This is a genomic window from Oceanospirillum sanctuarii, from assembly GCF_002150805.1.
Taxonomy (GTDB): Bacteria; Pseudomonadota; Gammaproteobacteria; order Pseudomonadales; family Halomonadaceae; genus Oceanospirillum; species Oceanospirillum sanctuarii.
Map to the genome: position 1 here is coordinate 115,130 of NZ_MTBA01000007.1, position 15,629 is coordinate 130,758.

Genomic DNA, 15,629 nt, shown 5'->3' on the forward strand with positions numbered 1-15,629 from the left:
GAAACGAACCATATTAAATAATTTATCGGCCTTTGGTAAGCCGATAAATAGATGAATAGTCTGACTTATGGGTTTTTTTCACTGGGGTGATATGCTGTTTTTCTGATAAACCTAATTCAAACAATAAAAAGGACCGTAGCAATGTCCAAGGAACAACCCCAAATGGCTCAGAATGCAGGCTCGGAGTCTGATGTATCAGTGGTATATGAAGATCTGGTGCTTCGCGAAGATCGTGGAGGTGTCAGCTATCTTACCCTTAACCGTCCTAAGGCATATAACGCTCTTTCACTGGGCTGTATGCAGGCGCTTATTAATGAGCTTAATGGTGTCGCTGACGATAAGTCGATAAAGGTTGTCGTGCTTGCTGGTAGTGGGAAGGGCTTCTGCGCCGGGCATGATCTTAAAGAGATGAAAGAGGGCGCTACGGAGGCTTTCTATCAGGAAACCTTCGCCACCTGTGCCGAGCTGATGGCGAAGATTCAATCCATTCCCCAGCCTGTGATTGCCAAGGTTCATGGTATTGCCACTGCGGCGGGCTGTCAGTTGGTAGCGACCTGTGATCTGGCTTACGCAGCTTCTGATTCCAGGTTTGCGACTCCGGGGGTGAATATCGGGCTGTTTTGTTCGACACCTATGGTGGCGCTGACCCGAGCTGTACATCCTAAGCAGGCGATGGCAATGCTGCTCACCGGTGAGATGGTGTCTGCAGATAAGGCGGAAAAGGTCGGGCTGATCAATGAGGCGGTTGCGCCCAACGAGCTTGATGAGAGGGTCGATCAGGTGGCACAGCTGATTGCAGCCAAGTCATCTTACACACTTAAGGTGGGTAAAGAGGCTTTCTACCAGCAGAGAGATATGAGTCAAAGCGAGGCTTACAGTTATTGTAGTCGAGTGATGACGGAGAATATGTTGGCTCATGATGCTCAGGAGGGGGTTGATGCTTTCCTGAATAAGCGTTCCCCTTGCTGGCAGGGGAGATAGTTTCTCCTGACCGGATTGTTATCCGGTGAGACGAATTAAGGTGGCTCAGTTGGCCTGAACCACCTTATTACGGCCTGTCTTTTTCGCTTCATAGAGTGAGTTGTCGACTCTGTGAAGGGCTTCATTAAAACCTTCATCCTGCAGAAGTTCACCCACGCCAATACTTACCGTGAAGCGAACCGGCTCATTATCTTTTGAGGTTACCCAGGATTGCTCGCAGCGCATGCGGATGCGTTCTGCGGCTTTCAGAGCATTATCCATACTGCTACCAGGAAGAATGGCGGCAAACTCTTCGCCACCGTAGCGGGTCAGAATATCGGTGCTGCGCAGTTCATCTTTCATGATCTGACTGAATGCCTGAAGTACCCGGTCGCCGGTCAGATGGCCATGGGTGTCGTTAATACGCTTAAAGCGATCCAGATCCAGCATCAATACACTGACCTGAGGGCGTTCCGACTTCTTCCAGTTTTTGCTCAGCTCTTTAACCCGTTCCATCATAATTCTGCGGTTAAGCAGGCCGGTGAGAGGGTCACGGGTTGCCTGACGGTAGAGCCGAAGCAGCATGTGCAGCTGCGCCTGATTTGCCCAGAGCGCGATCACAAGTAATGTCGAGATTAACCAGAGATCTTTAAAGCCTTCCAGTGTAAACAGGGTGCCGGCAAAGAAGTCGTTATAGAGCAGGGTGATGATCAGCCCTGCCCCTAGTACACTGGCTTCCAGTATGGTCAGAGGGAAAACACTAAGCATGGCGACCAGAAGGAAAGGGATAAAGCTGTAACCGATCAGTGCTGCATCTCCCCCTAATAGCTGGAACAGGCTGGCGGTATAGAAGATAGCCGGAAAGGCGATCATCAGAGTCAGGCAGAGCAGAGAGTGCTGCAGGTTGCGCTTGCGAGCGTTGTTAACCAGCAGAAGAATCAGCATAGAGCTGAACAGCATCAGTCGATAGAAGGCGATAGTGCCCAGATCTTCAGAATCCAAGAGCAGGTAATCCAGTGGAATCCAGAGAGGGGCAAAAATAGCAAAAACGATACTGAGGATATTGACGCGGGTGCGGATGTATTCGCTTCGGGCCGCGTTAAAGTCATCGGAATGGTAGCGATTTGTCAGGGTGTCAAACAGATTGAGTTCTGACAGCTTGCGATAGAGTCCGCCGGTTGCTTCATCCAGAGCTGTTGCGGCCGACGGGTTCTGACGTCGTTCGACCACCGGACGATCAGTGTCCGGGCTGGAGGCAGAAGGGTTTGGCATAAGCGGGCTGTTACCTTGTTGCGTGTTGAAGCCTGAAAAAGCTTATCGTCAGGCTTTGAGTAAAATGCTGCTTAGGGTATCGAAAGTAGCCGTGGTATCTCTTGATGTATATCACTTCAAGAAATATTCGACCGGCTACTTTAGCAGGGTAGGCAACGCCTTGAGATGGTTTGGACTAGCTTAGTCTTCAGTCGCTTCCGGATCATCCTCTTCGATCACAGGCTCCGGAATATCCTCAGGAACTTCCAGAGACAGGCGACCCATGTGGCCTCCTCTGAGGTCGTTCAGCAGAACTTCAGAGGCTTTGTGCCAGTCAATTTCTCCACCGGCGCGCAGACCGCCACGCTTGCTGGCAATGAGTTCCAGAACTGCTTCCGGTGTTTCCGGTAGCTCTTTCATCTTGTAGCGGGTTTCCAGTGGTTTCGGATAGCGCACCATCAGCTCTCCGGCAGCAAACATGGCGATGTCCAGATAGTCGATAGCGGTATTACGAATCGCCCCGGAGGTTGCCAGACGGTACGCGCTGTTCTGATCTTCAATGCGAGGCCAGAGCACCCCTGGTGTATCGATAATCGCGATTCCGGATGGCAGGGTGATTTTCTGCTGACGTTTGGTCACTGCTGGTTCATCACCGACCTTGGCGACCTTTTTGCCAGCAAGGCTGTTGATCAGGGTCGATTTACCCACGTTCGGAATACCCATCACCATGACGCGAACAGTCCGGTCTTTACGTACCTGGCCCGCCATCTCTTTAACGATCTTAGGGATCTGTTTCAGGGTGCGGGATTCTGTGGTGGTAACGGTAATCGCCCGGGTTTCATCCTGTTCTTCAAAATGTTTAATCCAGCGCTTGGTAATCGCAGGATCCGCCAGATCGTCACGGCTAAGAATCTTCAGGCAGGGTTTTTTGCCGCGCAACTCATTCAGCATAGGGTTCGCGCTGGAGTATGGCAGTCTGGCATCCAGTACTTCAATAATGACATCAATTTCAGGCAGAGCGTCTTTGATCTGGCGACGTGCCTTATTCATGTGTCCCGGATACCAACCTAACATCGCCATGGGGCTCTCCTGTTTTCTGAACGAACTCGAAGCGGAACGGGAAAACGTAACGCTGTTAACAAAACAAGCCGCTGAAGCTTAGGGCTAAAGCGGCTTAACAAAGGCAAAAATTATATCAAGGAGGGCAGATTTAATCAGCAGTTTAATGCTTGAGGTTATTCCTTGATCTCTGCTGGAGCGAAATCCAGAGAGGCGGAGTTAACGCAATAACGCAGGCCGGTTGGTTGAGGGCCATCGGGGAAAACGTGTCCCAGATGTGCATCACAGTGTTGGCAGAGGATCTCGGTGCGTATCATGCCGTGGCTTTGGTCGGTGCGTTCAGCAACTGCTTTGTCACTAATAGCTTGCCAGAAACTGGGCCAGCCACTGCCTGACTCATATTTGGTTTCAGAGTCAAAAAGTGGCGTCTTGCAGCAAACACAGAGATAAGTGCCGGATTCGTGATGGTTGTAATATCGACCAGTGAAAGGAGGCTCGGTGCCACCACAGCGGCAGATATCGTATTGTTCCGGGGAGAGTTGTTGCTGCCACTCCTGCTCATTGGCAGGTAGTGGCTTGTTGGTATTGTCAGGCATGGTAAGAGACATCATTTACAGGTTTTTGGAGAAGCTTATCAATCATAGACCTGTTTTTTCTTCCATTGATCCTCTTCTTCCATCATTTTTTCAAACTCTTTGGTCAGCTGGTCACCATTCTGCTGTCCTTCAAGACGTTGCTGCTGTTCCTGTTTAGCTGCAGTTTCTTCCAATTCATCAATACGCTTCTTCGTAGCAAGAATCTGATCCGTATAATCACCACCCTGATTGTTTTTGCCCATCTCGCTGATCACGCGGCGATAGTGAATGGCAGCAATTTTGGGCTTCATTTCACGTTCTGATTTCTTAGCAGCAGAAACATAAACTTCAATAATGGTTTGAGCGAAAGCTTTACGGAGTTGTTTCAGAAAGGCCTGAGCCATACCGTGAGAGATTTTTTTCTCCTGGTATTGTACGGAGATATGTTTGTGCAGAAGTTTCAGGTTACGACGTACATTGTTTGCGGTCTGAATATCGGTAACAGGCACCACAGAGACGTTCTTGTTCTTGGTAGCGAATTCCAGCATCTGTTTGGCGTTTTCAAGATGCTTGGAAACTTTATCATCGGGGTCTGCTTCATATTGTTGCTGGAAGAGTTCAACAACACTGCGCGAAAGGAAGATGCGCATATTCTGATCAAGGTAGTGAGCCGGGACTTCTTCCATGAGAAACATCAGGTTTCTGGCACGATCACCCAAAGAACGCAGATAGCGGATATGGTCGATGCGCTTTTTCTCCGCAGCCTGCTTTGAATAGACAATAAAAATGAGGCCCAGTGCTAACGAAAGCACAACGCCAAGAATGATCACTGATGACATTCCAGGTTCCCTTTATCCTGAGCTTTGTAGTTTTGGTGTCCGACAAGTGTTTCACTATGTATCTAGTGTTCACTATATATGAAGATAAGCCTTCATATCTATTGCCTATCGGCATGATCCTTTAAAACTTAAAAAGGCGCTTGTTATACACCTTGATGAATAATAAGAGAAAATCCCGAAGGGTGCGAATTATAACGGGCTGTTTCCTATAGGGTTTGACCTGCGTTAAGGCCGCAAAGCAAAGTGCCGGAAGTTTTTGATAAGAAAAGAAAAAAAGGTGTTGACACCCTTTGAATCGCTCTATAAAATGCGCGCCATCCTTCGATGAGGGGTTATTTGCAAGACCACGTCCCATTCGTCTAGTGGCCTAGGACACCGCCCTTTCACGGCGGTAACAGGGGTTCGAACCCCCTATGGGACGCCATATCTTGCGCTGTTAAGCTTAGCTTGCAGCATTGTGATGCGGGAATAGCTCAGTTGGTAGAGCACAACCTTGCCAAGGTTGGGGTCGCGAGTTCGAGTCTCGTTTCCCGCTCCAATTTCAAATAACCAAAATCGGCTGCGTCCCATTCGTCTAGTGGCCTAGGACACCGCCCTTTCACGGCGGTAACAGGGGTTCGAACCCCCTATGGGACGCCATTCTTTCTTCTGACTTTGATGTCAGAGCAGGCATGCGATGCGGGAATAGCTCAGTTGGTAGAGCACAACCTTGCCAAGGTTGGGGTCGCGAGTTCGAGTCTCGTTTCCCGCTCCAATTTAACTCTGATGAAGAGTTTGCCTAGAAAGAATTAAAACATGTTATACGTCCCATTCGTCTAGTGGCCTAGGACACCGCCCTTTCACGGCGGTAACAGGGGTTCGAACCCCCTATGGGACGCCATTTTCTGCTTTGAAGCAGTGTGATGCGGGAATAGCTCAGTTGGTAGAGCACAACCTTGCCAAGGTTGGGGTCGCGAGTTCGAGTCTCGTTTCCCGCTCCAATTTACGCTTCAAAAGAAGAAAAACATGTTGCCGGACTTATCAGGTGTTTGCCTTTATGGCATCTGCGTCCCATTCGTCTAGTGGCCTAGGACACCGCCCTTTCACGGCGGTAACAGGGGTTCGAACCCCCTATGGGACGCCATTGCGGGAATAGCTCAGTTGGTAGAGCACAACCTTGCCAAGGTTGGGGTCGCGAGTTCGAGTCTCGTTTCCCGCTCCAAATTCTAAAAGCCAGTCGTTAACACGACTGGCTTTTTTCGTTTTTGACGCATGAAAACTCTTGTTGGTTATCTTTTCGGGCGTTACGAGCTACCTAGTTTCTTGTACTGCTAAGGATTTTATCAGGCAAAGATCCCTTCCCTGATTCTTAGCGTCATAGAGCAGTCCGTCGGCCACAGCGATTGCTGTATCCAGATCCGGGCAATTCTGAGATGGCATAATTACCGCCCCGACCGAAATGGTGATGTTTCGGGTGTGGTGCAGCGTTTGTTGGCTGATATGGTGCTGAAAGCTCTGAATTGTCTCAGTTAGTAATAGCCGGTCTTTATGGCAGATAATGATGCCAAACTCTTCACCGCCGAAGCGGAACAGATCTGCTTGCCATTCCAGCCAAAATGCCATCATGCATTCTGTCAGTTTTACCAGAACCTCATCGCCGTCCTGGTGGCCGAACTTGTCGTTAATCTGCTTGAAGTGGTCAATATCCAGCAGGATAAAGCCGATAAATTCATCGTGCTGGCTACAGTGCTCCAGTCTTTTTTCGTAGAGGCGGGGCAGGCGTCTGCGATTGAAGAGTCCGGTTAAGGCATCTGTGATGGCATCGTGTTCCAGCTGTTTGTTCAGAGCTGTTAGCTGGGCTGTTTTTTCCGCGACCAGCTGTTCCAGCTCGATATTGTTTTCCTGCTGAATAATAAGATTCGCTTTCAGGGCTTTAGCCTGATCCTGTTTCATCTGATTGATCTTATCGACCATCGCCAAAGCCAGTACCAGCATCTCGATCAAAGAGCCGATATTCAGAATATTTGAGGTCAGACTGTTTGCCGGAATCGCTCCGAGAACCTGTGCAAAATAGATCAGAACAGAGGCGATAAGCACACCCCAGGCAAGGGTAAAGATCTGGGCGGGTTGGCTTTTTTTATAAGACAGATAGATAGCAGCGCTCAGTATGGCCAGCAGGTGCATTGAGGCAATCGGCATCAGGGTTGTGAAAAACAGGGTGTAATAGCTGCCAAGGGTTAGAAAAATAGGAACCAACTGCAGGCCGGTTAAAACAAGAATTAAACGATGCAGTCTGGGGGCTTGCCTTTTCAGATCCAGAAAGACCGCTGTAAAGGCGGTTAACGTGATAAAAATAAAGGAGACAGATATCGAGAGAATCTGGTTAGCAAACCATGGGTTATCCGGCCAGAGATGCTGATAACCATAACCCCGAAATAAAAGATTCCAGATAAAAAAGGTAGCCAGATACAGGCTGTACAGATAGAAATCACGCTCTTTGGTGAGAAAACCTATAATCAGGTTGTAGGCCAGCAGTATCGTGAGTGCGCCATAGTAAAAGCCGTACCAGAGGGAGTCCTGAATAATCCATTGGCGGAACTCATCATGTGACTGAATATAAACGGGGATAGCTTCATAGAGACCGTCGTAGGTATCGAAGCGAAAGAAAACGTCAACGGATGAAGTGGCCGGGAGTTCGACCGGGAAGGCAAAGCCTCTGAAGTCCATTGGTCTGCTGTTGAAGGGGAGGCGATCACCGGTTTTATAGTGTTGTTGAAGTTTGCCTGTGTTGCCGACCAACCAGAAATCGATGTAATCCTGAATCGGTTGATCCAGAAGAATGGTCAGATGCTTCTGCTCAGTATCTGCATTTTTTAGAGTGATCTTCAGCCAGTGCTCACGCTTATCCAGGGCGAAGTTCAGCACATCAACTGACGTACTTTGCCATTGATCTTCAGGAAGACCCCGTACCGTATCAAAATCACGTTTGTTTTCTGATGGCTCCAGAAGGGAGTAGCGTTGTTCTACACCTGTTATTACCTCTGGTGTCGATGCAAAGACCTGAGGTGAAAGCACAACAAATAGCAGGGTCGTAAAAGCGGCCCAAAAGGCTGTCATCCTGAAAGCGGTGTACATGAAGTTCCCTTTAACTTATTCGGTTAACTCTTTCTGATGAATACTGGCTATTTTTATGTGGGTATTAGCAGTATATGGATTATTTCTTAAGGGAACACTCTTTTATTTGTCTAATGGTTGCAATTGGGCTTAGCGCCCCTATATCTCTGCCATCCTCTATACGGTAAAGCCGTATCCTGTCTGGCTACGAACTTTGTTGGTTGCCAGCTGCACTGAATCTTTCAAAAGGTGTTTTTAATGACCGAAGCACACTCCAGCCAAGGGCAGTCTGCTAAGGCACTGTCCATTCGAGGCCTGAAGAAGGTCTACGCTAATGGTTTTGTCGCCCTGAAAGGGATCGATCTTGATGTTGAGCAAGGCGATTTTTTTGCACTGTTAGGTCCCAATGGTGCAGGTAAATCAACCACTCTGGGTATCGTCAGCTCTCTGGTAAATAAATCAGAAGGCAGCGTTTCTATTTTTGGTGTCGATATCGATAAAGATTTCTCCAAAGCGAAGCGTTTTCTGGGGGTTGTGCCTCAGGAGTTTAACTTTAACCAGTTTGAGAAAGTGAAGGACATCGTCCTCAGCCAGGCGGGTTATTACGGTATTCCCCGTGAAGAAGCCAAAGCCCGTACCGAGCAGTTTCTGAAAGAACTGGGCCTGTGGGATAAGCGCGATAACGCGGCCCGCATGCTGTCCGGTGGTATGAAGCGCCGTTTGATGATCGCCCGTGCTCTGATCCATAAGCCTCGTCTTTTGATTCTGGATGAGCCGACGGCGGGGGTTGATATCGAACTGCGTCGTTCCATGTGGGAGTTCATCAAGAAGATCAACCGCGAGGAAGGCACCACGATCATCCTTACCACCCATTATCTGGAAGAAGCTGAAAGCCTGTGCCGCAATATCGCCATTATTGATCAGGGCGAGATCGTGAAAAACACCACGATCAAGGCGTTGCTGCAGCAACTGAATACCGAGGTTTTCATTATGGATACCTCTGAAACGCTGACCCAGGCACCTCAAATCGAAGGTTTTGAAACCCAGCTGCTTGATGAGCACAGTTTTGAAGTGGTGATGCAGCGTGGTCAGCACCTTAACGAAGTGTTTGCCCAGCTGAATGCCGTGGGTGTGAGTATCAGCTCCATGCGTACCAAGTCGAATCGTCTGGAAGAGCTGTTTGTTGAGCTGGTGGAGCAGGATCGTAAGAAACACGATGCTGCAAACAAGGAATCCGATCAAAAAGATAAGGTGTCTGCATAAATGAGTGTTCAGGAATATTGGATTGCGTTTACCACCATTATCCATAAAGAGATCAATCGCTTTACCCGCATCTGGGCGCAGACTCTGTTACCACCTGCGATCACGATGACGCTCTATTTCGTCATCTTCGGTAACCTGATCGGCAGCCGGATTGGTGAAATGGGTGGCTTCACCTACATGCAGTTTATTGTGCCGGGTCTGATCATGATGTCGGTGATCACTAACTCTTACTCTAACGTTGTGTCGTCTTTTTACGGCGCGCGTTTTCAGAAGAGTATTGAGGAACTGCTGGTTTCGCCGACGCCAAACTGGATCATTCTGAGCGGTTTCGTGCTGGGTGGTGTTGCCCGTGGCCTGACAGTTGGTTTTATCGTTACCGTGCTGTCGCTCTTCTTTACCGACCTGCATCTGCACAATCTAGGCATCACCATTCTGGTGGTACTGATGACTTCGATTCTGTTTGCACTGGGCGGTTTTGTGAACGCCATGTTTGCCCGCAGCTTCGATGATATCTCCATCGTGCCGACCTTTATTCTGACCCCGCTGACCTATCTGGGCGGTGTGTTTTACTCCATCTCCCTGCTGCCGGATTTCTGGCAGGGTGTGTCCATGTTGAACCCGATTCTCTACATGGTGAACACTTTCCGTTACGGCATTCTGGGTGTGTCGGATATTGATGTGGTTTATGCCCTGTCGGCCGTTGCCTTCTTTATTGTTGCAATGTTTACCCTTTGTCTGACCCTGTTAAACAAGGGTAAAGGAATCCGGAGTTAAGTGATGAGTCATTCCCCTATGGATAACGCTGGCCAGGCTCAGGCTGCCAGCGCTGAAACCTCACAGCTGGGTAAAGAAACTCAGTACGTGGATCAGTACGATGCCAGCCTTCTGTTTCCGATTCCCCGTCAGCCCAAGCGTGACGAGATCGGCCTTGAGCAGCTGGGTGCTGAAGCGGGGCGTTTGCCTTTCTTCGGTCAGGATATCTGGAACGCATTTGAGCTGTCCTGGCTGAATGCCAAGGGCAAACCGGAAGTGGCGGTTGCGGTATTCCGTATTCCTGCGGATTCCGAAAATATTATTGAGTCCAAATCCTTTAAGCTGTACCTGAACTCTTTTAATCAGACTCAGTTATCCGGCCGTCAGGAGCTTCAGGCGACCCTGGAAAAGGATCTGTCGGCAGCGGCAGGTGCGCCCGTGATTGTTGAGCTGAATGATCTGGATGGTGCGACTGCACTGCAGGTGGTAGAGCCAAAAGGCCGCTGTATTGATGGTCTGGATATCGAGGTAAACCACTACCATCCGGAGCCGGCACTGCTGAAAAATCAGAGTGATCTGATCGTTGAAGAGACGCTGTACAGTCACTTGCTGCGTTCCAACTGTCCGGTTACCGGTCAGCCGGATTGGGCGACCGTAGAGATCAGTTATACCGGTAAGAAGATCGATAAAGCGGGCTTGCTGGCTTATATCATCTCTTTCCGCCAGCATAACGATTTCCATGAGCAGTGTGTTGAGCGCATGTTTGTGGATCTGAGCCTACGCTGCAAGCCGGAAGAGCTGACGGTTGTTGCCCGTTACACCCGTCGTGGTGGTCTGGATATTAACCCGTGGCGCTCTTCAAACCGTCCGGATCTGGAAAACCGACGTTTTGTCCGCCAGTAGGGTTCAGTTCGGTTAAGGTGACGCTCTGAAAGGCGTGGCTTTAAATAGCGGAAACAAAAAAGCCGATGAAACCAAGCTCATTATGAGAGGTTTCACCGGCTTTTTAGCATTCTGCAAGTTGAGATAGATGCGCTTGGTGTCAGATGAGTACAGAGCCTGATGACTAAGCTATTCCGATTTAGGTGCGTCGGTGTTTTCAGATACTGCTGCTTCCGGTGCTGAATCAGCTTTCTGGCCGTCTGTTTTCTGTTCCGTTTCTATCTGTTTTACATCGTGCTCGTGCTGCTCTTTATAACGATTCAGCAGTTTCTTGGCTTTAGCTAATTGCTCACGATAGTGAGTGATCTTCTCTTCCACTGCCGCACCTTCTTTGCGGCTCATCTTGATGTACTCCTCAAGATGCAGCAAAGAGCTTTTCTGCTGTTCTGCCACTTCAGGTGCAGAGTCCGGATTTTGCTCCAAGGCTTCGATCAGTTTGCGTAAGTTCGCGGTCAGCAGGAGCTTCTCATCCAGCATTTTGCGCAATTCTGAGATTTCACCGGTTACCTTTTCAGGATCAAGTTCACCGGCATCAACCTGATCGGTATTGATGTTTTCTTCGGGAGCAGCTTCAGAGCCCTCTGTCATTGCTGTCATCGGAGGAGGAACATCCTCAGTTTCTGGCGAGGTTTCACCACGCAGTTCACGGATCTGTTTTTTCAGAAAACGAGTGTGTAAAAAGAGAAAAAAGATACCGCCCGCTAACAGCAGGAAGAGCTGTATAATGCCTACAAGTGCCAGTGTGGACAAAACCATGTCGCGATTTCCTTAAAGACTCAGGTTTGGGCATCATACCCCGTAATCCTGTTGATCTCTATGGCTTTTTTGCGGAGCAGGAAGTGCGTTTAAAGCCTGTAAAAGTAGTTAAATAAAGGCTCTTTTGACGATATTCACCGTTTTTTCAAACAAGGCTGGCGCGTACTTTTTGGTCTGGACAGAGCCCAGATTCAGTTAATAACCGGAGTTGATATGCAAGCTGAAGCGTTACTGTTGAACCGTAATTCCCACCCGAAACTTTCCGGTGATGTACCCAGTGCCGACACCCTTGAATTTATCTATCAGGCCGCGTTACGTGCGCCGGATCATGGCTGTATCCGACCTTGGCGTTTTATCGAGTTTACCGGTGCGGGTCGTGAGCGTTTGGGCGAGATCTTTTACAAAGGCCTGATGAGCCGCAAGCCGGATGCCGATGAAGCTCAGCAGAATAAAATGCGCATTATGACTCTGCGTGCACCACTGGTCATCGCAGTAATCGCCAAAGTTACTGAAGACCACCCTAAGGTGCCTGTTGTTGAGCAGGTTCTGTCAGCAGGTGCAGCAGCCCAGAATATGATGCTGGCGGCTCATGCTAAAGGTCTGGGTGCCATCTGGCGTACCGGTGATGTCGCTTTTGATCCAGTAGTGAACCACGAGCTTGGCCTTGAAGGTGAAGACCAGATCGTAGGTTTTCTTTATATCGGTGACGTTGAAGGCCGTAATAAGCCGCTGCCGGAACATAATACTGACGACTTTGTAGAGCGCTGGGTGTAACGCGTCTTTCGAGGTTGGGTCAGAGTACTCAAAAGAGCAGAGCCGGAAAACGAATAATCAGAAAGTGAATCATTGGAAGTAAGGAGTTGATTGTGCAACAGGCACGGGTTGATCAGTTTTTAGAGCACGTTAAAGCTTCTATCCCTCTGGTAAATCACATGGGGCTTGATCGGGTAACCTTTGAGAACAATGAAGTGTGTTTTCATGTTTCCTTAGAACCTAACCTGAATGATAAGGGCACAGGTTTTGGCGGATCGATCAGCGGCCTGTGTACGTTGGCGGGGTGGGCGCTGACAACACTGCTTCTGATCGAAGAAGATCTGGAGCGCAGTGCTGTAGTCAAAACCGGAACCATCGACTTTTTTGCTCCTGTCACTTCTGATTTTGTGGTGCGTTGCTTCTGTCCTGACGCAGCAGGGGAGGCGGCTCTGATCGATAAGGTTCGCACAAAAGGACGTGGTCGCCTGCCGATTGTTGCTGAAATCAGTCAGGGCGATAAAGTCGCTGTTCGCTACAGTGGTGATTATGTCGCTCTGGATGTCTGAGACCGGCTTAATCTCGAGCTGAATACCCTTGAAAGCAGGGTAAGTACTTGAGAATTATAAAAAAGTTAGAAAAAATTCCAAAAAAGACTTGCTCTGGATAAAACCTCTCCATATAATACGCGCCATCTGTTGAGCAGCAAGTGTTGTTCAGGTCAGATATTGCGGAGAGGTGGCCGAGTGGTCGAAGGCGCACGCCTGGAAAGTGTGTATATCGAAAGGTATCGAGGGTTCGAATCCCTCCTTCTCCGCCACAAATTCTAAAGCCCGCTAACTCAATGAGTTAGCGGGCTTTTTCGTTTCTGAACGAAAAGTCTATCTTGTCCTCAGTTTCAGCTGTCTTTCCTGTTCTTCATCTACCCCTCCGGTTATAGATAGCCGGTTTCCTCTGTTTGCTAATATCGGGCTGCTTGTCCTGCTCGTGTCGGGCAATTTCTGTATTCGTTGCTACGCTGATAGTGACCGCTTCGGAAATGATTTTCGGCGTATATCTTGTCATGCTTATGTAAAGTTATGTATCGTAGACTGACCAGCTACAGTCAAGCCTCAGCTAATACAAACCTGCGTGAACAATAATGATAAGGACAACCCGGTAAGGATGAACCGGATAAGAGCAGCCAAAGCTGCCGAGGTGCAGGGAACGCTCAATCTGTTAGTTGATGAGACCCCTATCTATGAAAACATGGTCGTTAAGAAACAAGCTTCTGTTGTTCTCTTTGCTTCTTCTGGTTGTTGCTCTGGGCGGTATGTCCTGGGTGGGCACCAATGCAATGAAACACACCTCTGAGGAGGTGATCAGCCAGATATCCGTCTCCAGTCGTGAGCGGGTTTTCGATATTCTGGAACAGGCCTCCTACCGCGTTGCCAGTGATGTTGGCAGCTATATGAACCGGGCGTTTGATACTCCGGTTAATATGAATCATGCGGTCACTTTTGGTATGCATGAACCCGAGAAACGCCTGAGCCGCGACGAAGTGCAGGCGCTGGTTCGTCAGGCCGTGGCGGCTAATCCTCTGGTCAGCTCCGGTTATATCCAGTTTGAGAAAAATGGTTATGGCGATAATGACGCCGTGATGATCGGCTCGGGTGAGCACACCACATTTATAGGCACGTTAGAAACCTACTGGGTGCGTGAAAATGGCACTCTGAATCACTATCCTACCGAAGATCCAAATTCCAAATATTCTGAAACTCCTAATGATCTGGGAGATCGGGAATCTGAGTGGTATCTCTGCAGTTATGAGACCGGTAAAACTTGTATTGTTGAGCCTTATCTCTATGAGATTGAGCCGGGCAATGAAGTGCTGATGACCAGTCTGGTAACGCCGATCAAGAAAGATGGACGCTTTGTGGGGGTTGCCGGTTCCGATATTAATCTTCCGGTACTGCAAAAGCGGATGAAAGAGATGTCTGCCAAGCTGTTTGAGGGTAAAGCTCAGCTTCACCTGATTACCGCTAAAGGCCGCATTGTCGCCAGCAGTCAGTATGCAAAGAAACTTTCCCGCCCGTTAAGCGAGGCTGATCAGGGCTTTGCTCAGGCACTGCAAGGCAAGAATGGCGAGATTTTTGAGTTTAATCAGCTACTGGTCGCTGAGCGTCCCATTCATATTGAAGCACCGGATACCTATTGGCGACTGGTGATGACGGTGCCCGAGTCGGTTGCTTTTGCCGGGGTTAATCAGTTGAAAGCGGATCTGCAAACGGATGTCCGTAATACCATGGGTACACAGTTTGTCTTTTCACTGGTGATTATCGGTGTTGCAGCTGCAGCCATTGTGATCTTTGTTGGCACCATTACCCGACCTCTGAACCAGATGCGCGAACGTGTGTTCAACCTGAGCAGTGCCGATGGCGACCTGACTCAGACCCTTAATATTGAGAACCACCGAGAGCTGATTGAGATCAGTCAGGGTATCAACCAGTTTATCGCCAAGCTTAGGGAGATGATTCTGGCGCTGCAGGAACAAAGTCTGCAGGTGCAGAAACAGACTAATCTGTTGAGTGAAGCCACCACCATCACTACAGAAACCATTGCCCGTCAGACCGCTGAGACTGATAGTGTGGCAACGGCTATGGAAGAGATGGCATCCACCAGCGCTGAAGTGGCCCGTCTGGCATCCACCAGTGCAGAAGGTACTCAGGTTTCTGAGAAGATTTTGCGTAACACTCAGGCCAGTTTTGATCACAGTGTTGAGCAGGTGCAGGCGATTGCTCAGGCAATGGCGGAAAACAGTGAGCGAATTGCCAAGGTTTCAGCCCGTAGTGATGACATTAACCAGATCGTCAGCACTATTTCTGATATTGCCGAGCAAACTAACCTGCTGGCTTTGAATGCGGCCATTGAGGCTGCCCGTGCCGGTGAGCAGGGACGTGGTTTTGCCGTGGTTGCGGATGAAGTTCGCACGCTGGCGGCTAACACGCAAAAATCCACAGAAGAGATCAACGAGCTGGTTAAGCGACTGCAAAGCAACGTGCGGGAAGCTGTCGAACAGATTGAAGCTAACCGCAGCCGTTCTGAAGAAACGACTCAGAGCATCGCTGAAAGTGTTGAGAGCCTGAAAGAGCTGGCTGGACAGGTTAACCTGATTGCGGATAACACGGTTCAGGTGGCATCTGCCGCGGAAGAGCAAAGTCAGGTCAATGCTGAGATCAGTCAGAGTGTTGTCGGTATCGGTGATACTGCTAAAGAGCTGAATGATCAGGCCCATACCATTGATGGTGTTCGTCAGGAACTGACTCAGGTTGTCGGGCTTCTGGACGATCAGCTCAGCCGCCTGAAGGTATAGGCTCTGAAGGTTTTAGCTCTGAAAGCTTAGGCTTAG

Annotated in this window: 13 protein-coding genes and 9 tRNA genes; 16 read left to right on the top strand and 6 right to left on the bottom strand. The window is 49.2% G+C overall.

The window, feature by feature from the left end; genetic code table 11:
* Positions 1-162 precede the first annotated feature (162 nt).
* Positions 163-981: an enoyl-CoA hydratase gene (locus BV405_RS13595; RefSeq protein WP_086481507.1), complete on the top strand. Its 819-nt coding sequence runs from the start codon at positions 163-165 to the stop codon at positions 979-981.
* 45 nt (positions 982-1,026) lie between these two features.
* Here BV405_RS13595 and BV405_RS13600 read toward each other — a convergent pair whose 3' ends face one another.
* The 4 genes from BV405_RS13600 to BV405_RS13615 form a co-directional block, all read right to left on the bottom strand.
* Positions 1,027-2,232 (bottom strand): GGDEF domain-containing protein, encoded by a 1,206-nt coding sequence (locus BV405_RS13600; RefSeq protein ID WP_086481439.1) that lies wholly within the window; start codon positions 2,230-2,232, stop codon positions 1,027-1,029.
* A 180-nt stretch (positions 2,233-2,412) separates the two neighbouring features.
* The gene (gene ylqF, locus BV405_RS13605) at positions 2,413-3,285 is read right to left on the bottom strand and encodes a ribosome biogenesis GTPase YlqF (RefSeq protein ID WP_086481508.1); all 873 of its coding nucleotides are present in this window, start codon (positions 3,283-3,285) and stop codon (positions 2,413-2,415) included.
* A 161-nt stretch (positions 3,286-3,446) separates the two neighbouring features.
* Positions 3,447-3,866 (bottom strand): peptide-methionine (R)-S-oxide reductase MsrB, encoded by a 420-nt coding sequence (msrB, locus tag BV405_RS13610; RefSeq protein WP_217895661.1) that lies wholly within the window; start codon positions 3,864-3,866, stop codon positions 3,447-3,449.
* Between the two features lie 38 nt (positions 3,867-3,904).
* Positions 3,905-4,684, bottom strand: coding sequence for a hypothetical protein (locus BV405_RS13615; RefSeq protein WP_086481440.1), 780 nt, complete (start codon positions 4,682-4,684; stop codon positions 3,905-3,907).
* 348 nt (positions 4,685-5,032) lie between these two features.
* On the opposite strand from BV405_RS13615, the gene BV405_RS13625 reads away from it, so the two are divergent.
* The 8 genes from BV405_RS13625 to BV405_RS13660 all read left to right on the top strand — a co-directional run bounded on the left by BV405_RS13625 (position 5,033) and on the right by BV405_RS13660 (position 5,885).
* Positions 5,033-5,108, top strand: a tRNA-Glu gene (locus BV405_RS13625).
* A gap of 38 nt (positions 5,109-5,146) precedes the next feature.
* Positions 5,147-5,222 (top strand) — tRNA-Gly (locus BV405_RS13630).
* Between the two features lie 25 nt (positions 5,223-5,247).
* A tRNA-Glu gene (locus BV405_RS13635) sits at positions 5,248-5,323 on the top strand.
* A gap of 39 nt (positions 5,324-5,362) precedes the next feature.
* Positions 5,363-5,438: transfer RNA gene (locus BV405_RS13640), tRNA-Gly, on the top strand.
* 50 nt (positions 5,439-5,488) lie between these two features.
* A tRNA-Glu gene (locus tag BV405_RS13645) sits at positions 5,489-5,564 on the top strand.
* A gap of 24 nt (positions 5,565-5,588) precedes the next feature.
* Positions 5,589-5,664 (top strand) — tRNA-Gly (locus BV405_RS13650).
* Positions 5,665-5,731: 67 nt separating this feature from the next.
* Positions 5,732-5,807: transfer RNA gene (locus BV405_RS13655), tRNA-Glu, on the top strand.
* A 2-nt stretch (positions 5,808-5,809) separates the two neighbouring features.
* A tRNA-Gly gene (locus tag BV405_RS13660) sits at positions 5,810-5,885 on the top strand.
* Positions 5,886-5,974: 89 nt separating this feature from the next.
* On the opposite strand, the gene BV405_RS13665 is transcribed toward BV405_RS13660, so the two are convergent.
* Positions 5,975-7,780 carry a sensor domain-containing diguanylate cyclase gene (locus tag BV405_RS13665; protein ID WP_176330164.1) on the bottom strand — a complete coding sequence of 602 codons (1,806 nt, stop codon included), beginning with the start codon at positions 7,778-7,780 and terminating at the stop codon, positions 5,975-5,977.
* A gap of 255 nt (positions 7,781-8,035) precedes the next feature.
* On the opposite strand from BV405_RS13665, the gene BV405_RS13670 reads away from it, so the two are divergent.
* From BV405_RS13670 to queF, 3 genes are read left to right on the top strand one after another with little or no spacing between them, the layout of a single operon-like run.
* The gene (locus BV405_RS13670; protein ID WP_086481443.1) at positions 8,036-9,040 is read left to right on the top strand and encodes an ABC transporter ATP-binding protein; all 1,005 of its coding nucleotides are present in this window, start codon (positions 8,036-8,038) and stop codon (positions 9,038-9,040) included.
* A complete protein-coding gene (locus tag BV405_RS13675) occupies positions 9,041-9,814 on the top strand; it encodes an ABC transporter permease (RefSeq protein ID WP_086481444.1) in 774 nt (257 codons plus the stop codon).
* Between the two features lie 3 nt (positions 9,815-9,817).
* The gene (gene queF, locus BV405_RS13680; protein WP_245832333.1) at positions 9,818-10,696 is read left to right on the top strand and encodes an NADPH-dependent 7-cyano-7-deazaguanine reductase QueF; all 879 of its coding nucleotides are present in this window, start codon (positions 9,818-9,820) and stop codon (positions 10,694-10,696) included.
* A gap of 168 nt (positions 10,697-10,864) precedes the next feature.
* Here the strand turns inward: queF and BV405_RS13685 are convergent, their stop codons facing one another.
* Complete coding sequence (locus BV405_RS13685; RefSeq protein ID WP_086481446.1) at positions 10,865-11,491, bottom strand: hypothetical protein; 627 nt, start codon at positions 11,489-11,491, stop codon at positions 10,865-10,867.
* 213 nt (positions 11,492-11,704) lie between these two features.
* On the opposite strand from BV405_RS13685, the gene BV405_RS13690 reads away from it, so the two are divergent.
* The 4 genes from BV405_RS13690 to BV405_RS13705 all read left to right on the top strand — a co-directional run bounded on the left by BV405_RS13690 (position 11,705) and on the right by BV405_RS13705 (position 15,593).
* The gene (locus BV405_RS13690) at positions 11,705-12,265 is read left to right on the top strand and encodes a nitroreductase family protein (protein WP_086481447.1); all 561 of its coding nucleotides are present in this window, start codon (positions 11,705-11,707) and stop codon (positions 12,263-12,265) included.
* Positions 12,266-12,357: 92 nt separating this feature from the next.
* Positions 12,358-12,810 carry a YiiD C-terminal domain-containing protein gene (locus BV405_RS13695; protein ID WP_086481448.1) on the top strand — a complete coding sequence of 151 codons (453 nt, stop codon included), beginning with the start codon at positions 12,358-12,360 and terminating at the stop codon, positions 12,808-12,810.
* 163 nt (positions 12,811-12,973) lie between these two features.
* A tRNA-Ser gene (locus tag BV405_RS13700) sits at positions 12,974-13,061 on the top strand.
* Between the two features lie 420 nt (positions 13,062-13,481).
* Positions 13,482-15,593 (top strand): methyl-accepting chemotaxis protein, encoded by a 2,112-nt coding sequence (locus tag BV405_RS13705; RefSeq protein WP_176330165.1) that lies wholly within the window; start codon positions 13,482-13,484, stop codon positions 15,591-15,593.
* Positions 15,594-15,629: the final 36 nt, after the last annotated feature.

Bases quoted from the DNA above. Each gene is read 5' to 3' on its own strand.
- BV405_RS13690 (WP_086481447.1), top strand. From the start codon at position 11,705: ATGCAAGCTGAAGCGTTACTGTTGAACCGTAATTCCCACCCGAAACTT.
- msrB (WP_217895661.1), bottom strand. From the start codon at position 3,866: ATGCCTGACAATACCAACAAGCCACTACCTGCCAATGAGCAGGAGTGG.
- BV405_RS13705 (WP_176330165.1), top strand. From the start codon at position 13,482: ATGAAAACATGGTCGTTAAGAAACAAGCTTCTGTTGTTCTCTTTGCTT.
- queF (WP_245832333.1), top strand. From the start codon at position 9,818: ATGAGTCATTCCCCTATGGATAACGCTGGCCAGGCTCAGGCTGCCAGC.
- BV405_RS13670 (WP_086481443.1), top strand. From the start codon at position 8,036: ATGACCGAAGCACACTCCAGCCAAGGGCAGTCTGCTAAGGCACTGTCC.
- BV405_RS13665 (WP_176330164.1), bottom strand. From the start codon at position 7,780: ATGACAGCCTTTTGGGCCGCTTTTACGACCCTGCTATTTGTTGTGCTT.
- BV405_RS13675 (WP_086481444.1), top strand. From the start codon at position 9,041: ATGAGTGTTCAGGAATATTGGATTGCGTTTACCACCATTATCCATAAA.
- BV405_RS13600 (WP_086481439.1), bottom strand. From the start codon at position 2,232: ATGCCAAACCCTTCTGCCTCCAGCCCGGACACTGATCGTCCGGTGGTC.
- ylqF (WP_086481508.1), bottom strand. From the start codon at position 3,285: ATGTTAGGTTGGTATCCGGGACACATGAATAAGGCACGTCGCCAGATC.
- BV405_RS13685 (WP_086481446.1), bottom strand. From the start codon at position 11,491: ATGGTTTTGTCCACACTGGCACTTGTAGGCATTATACAGCTCTTCCTG.
- BV405_RS13595 (WP_086481507.1), top strand. From the start codon at position 163: ATGGCTCAGAATGCAGGCTCGGAGTCTGATGTATCAGTGGTATATGAA.
- BV405_RS13615 (WP_086481440.1), bottom strand. From the start codon at position 4,684: ATGTCATCAGTGATCATTCTTGGCGTTGTGCTTTCGTTAGCACTGGGC.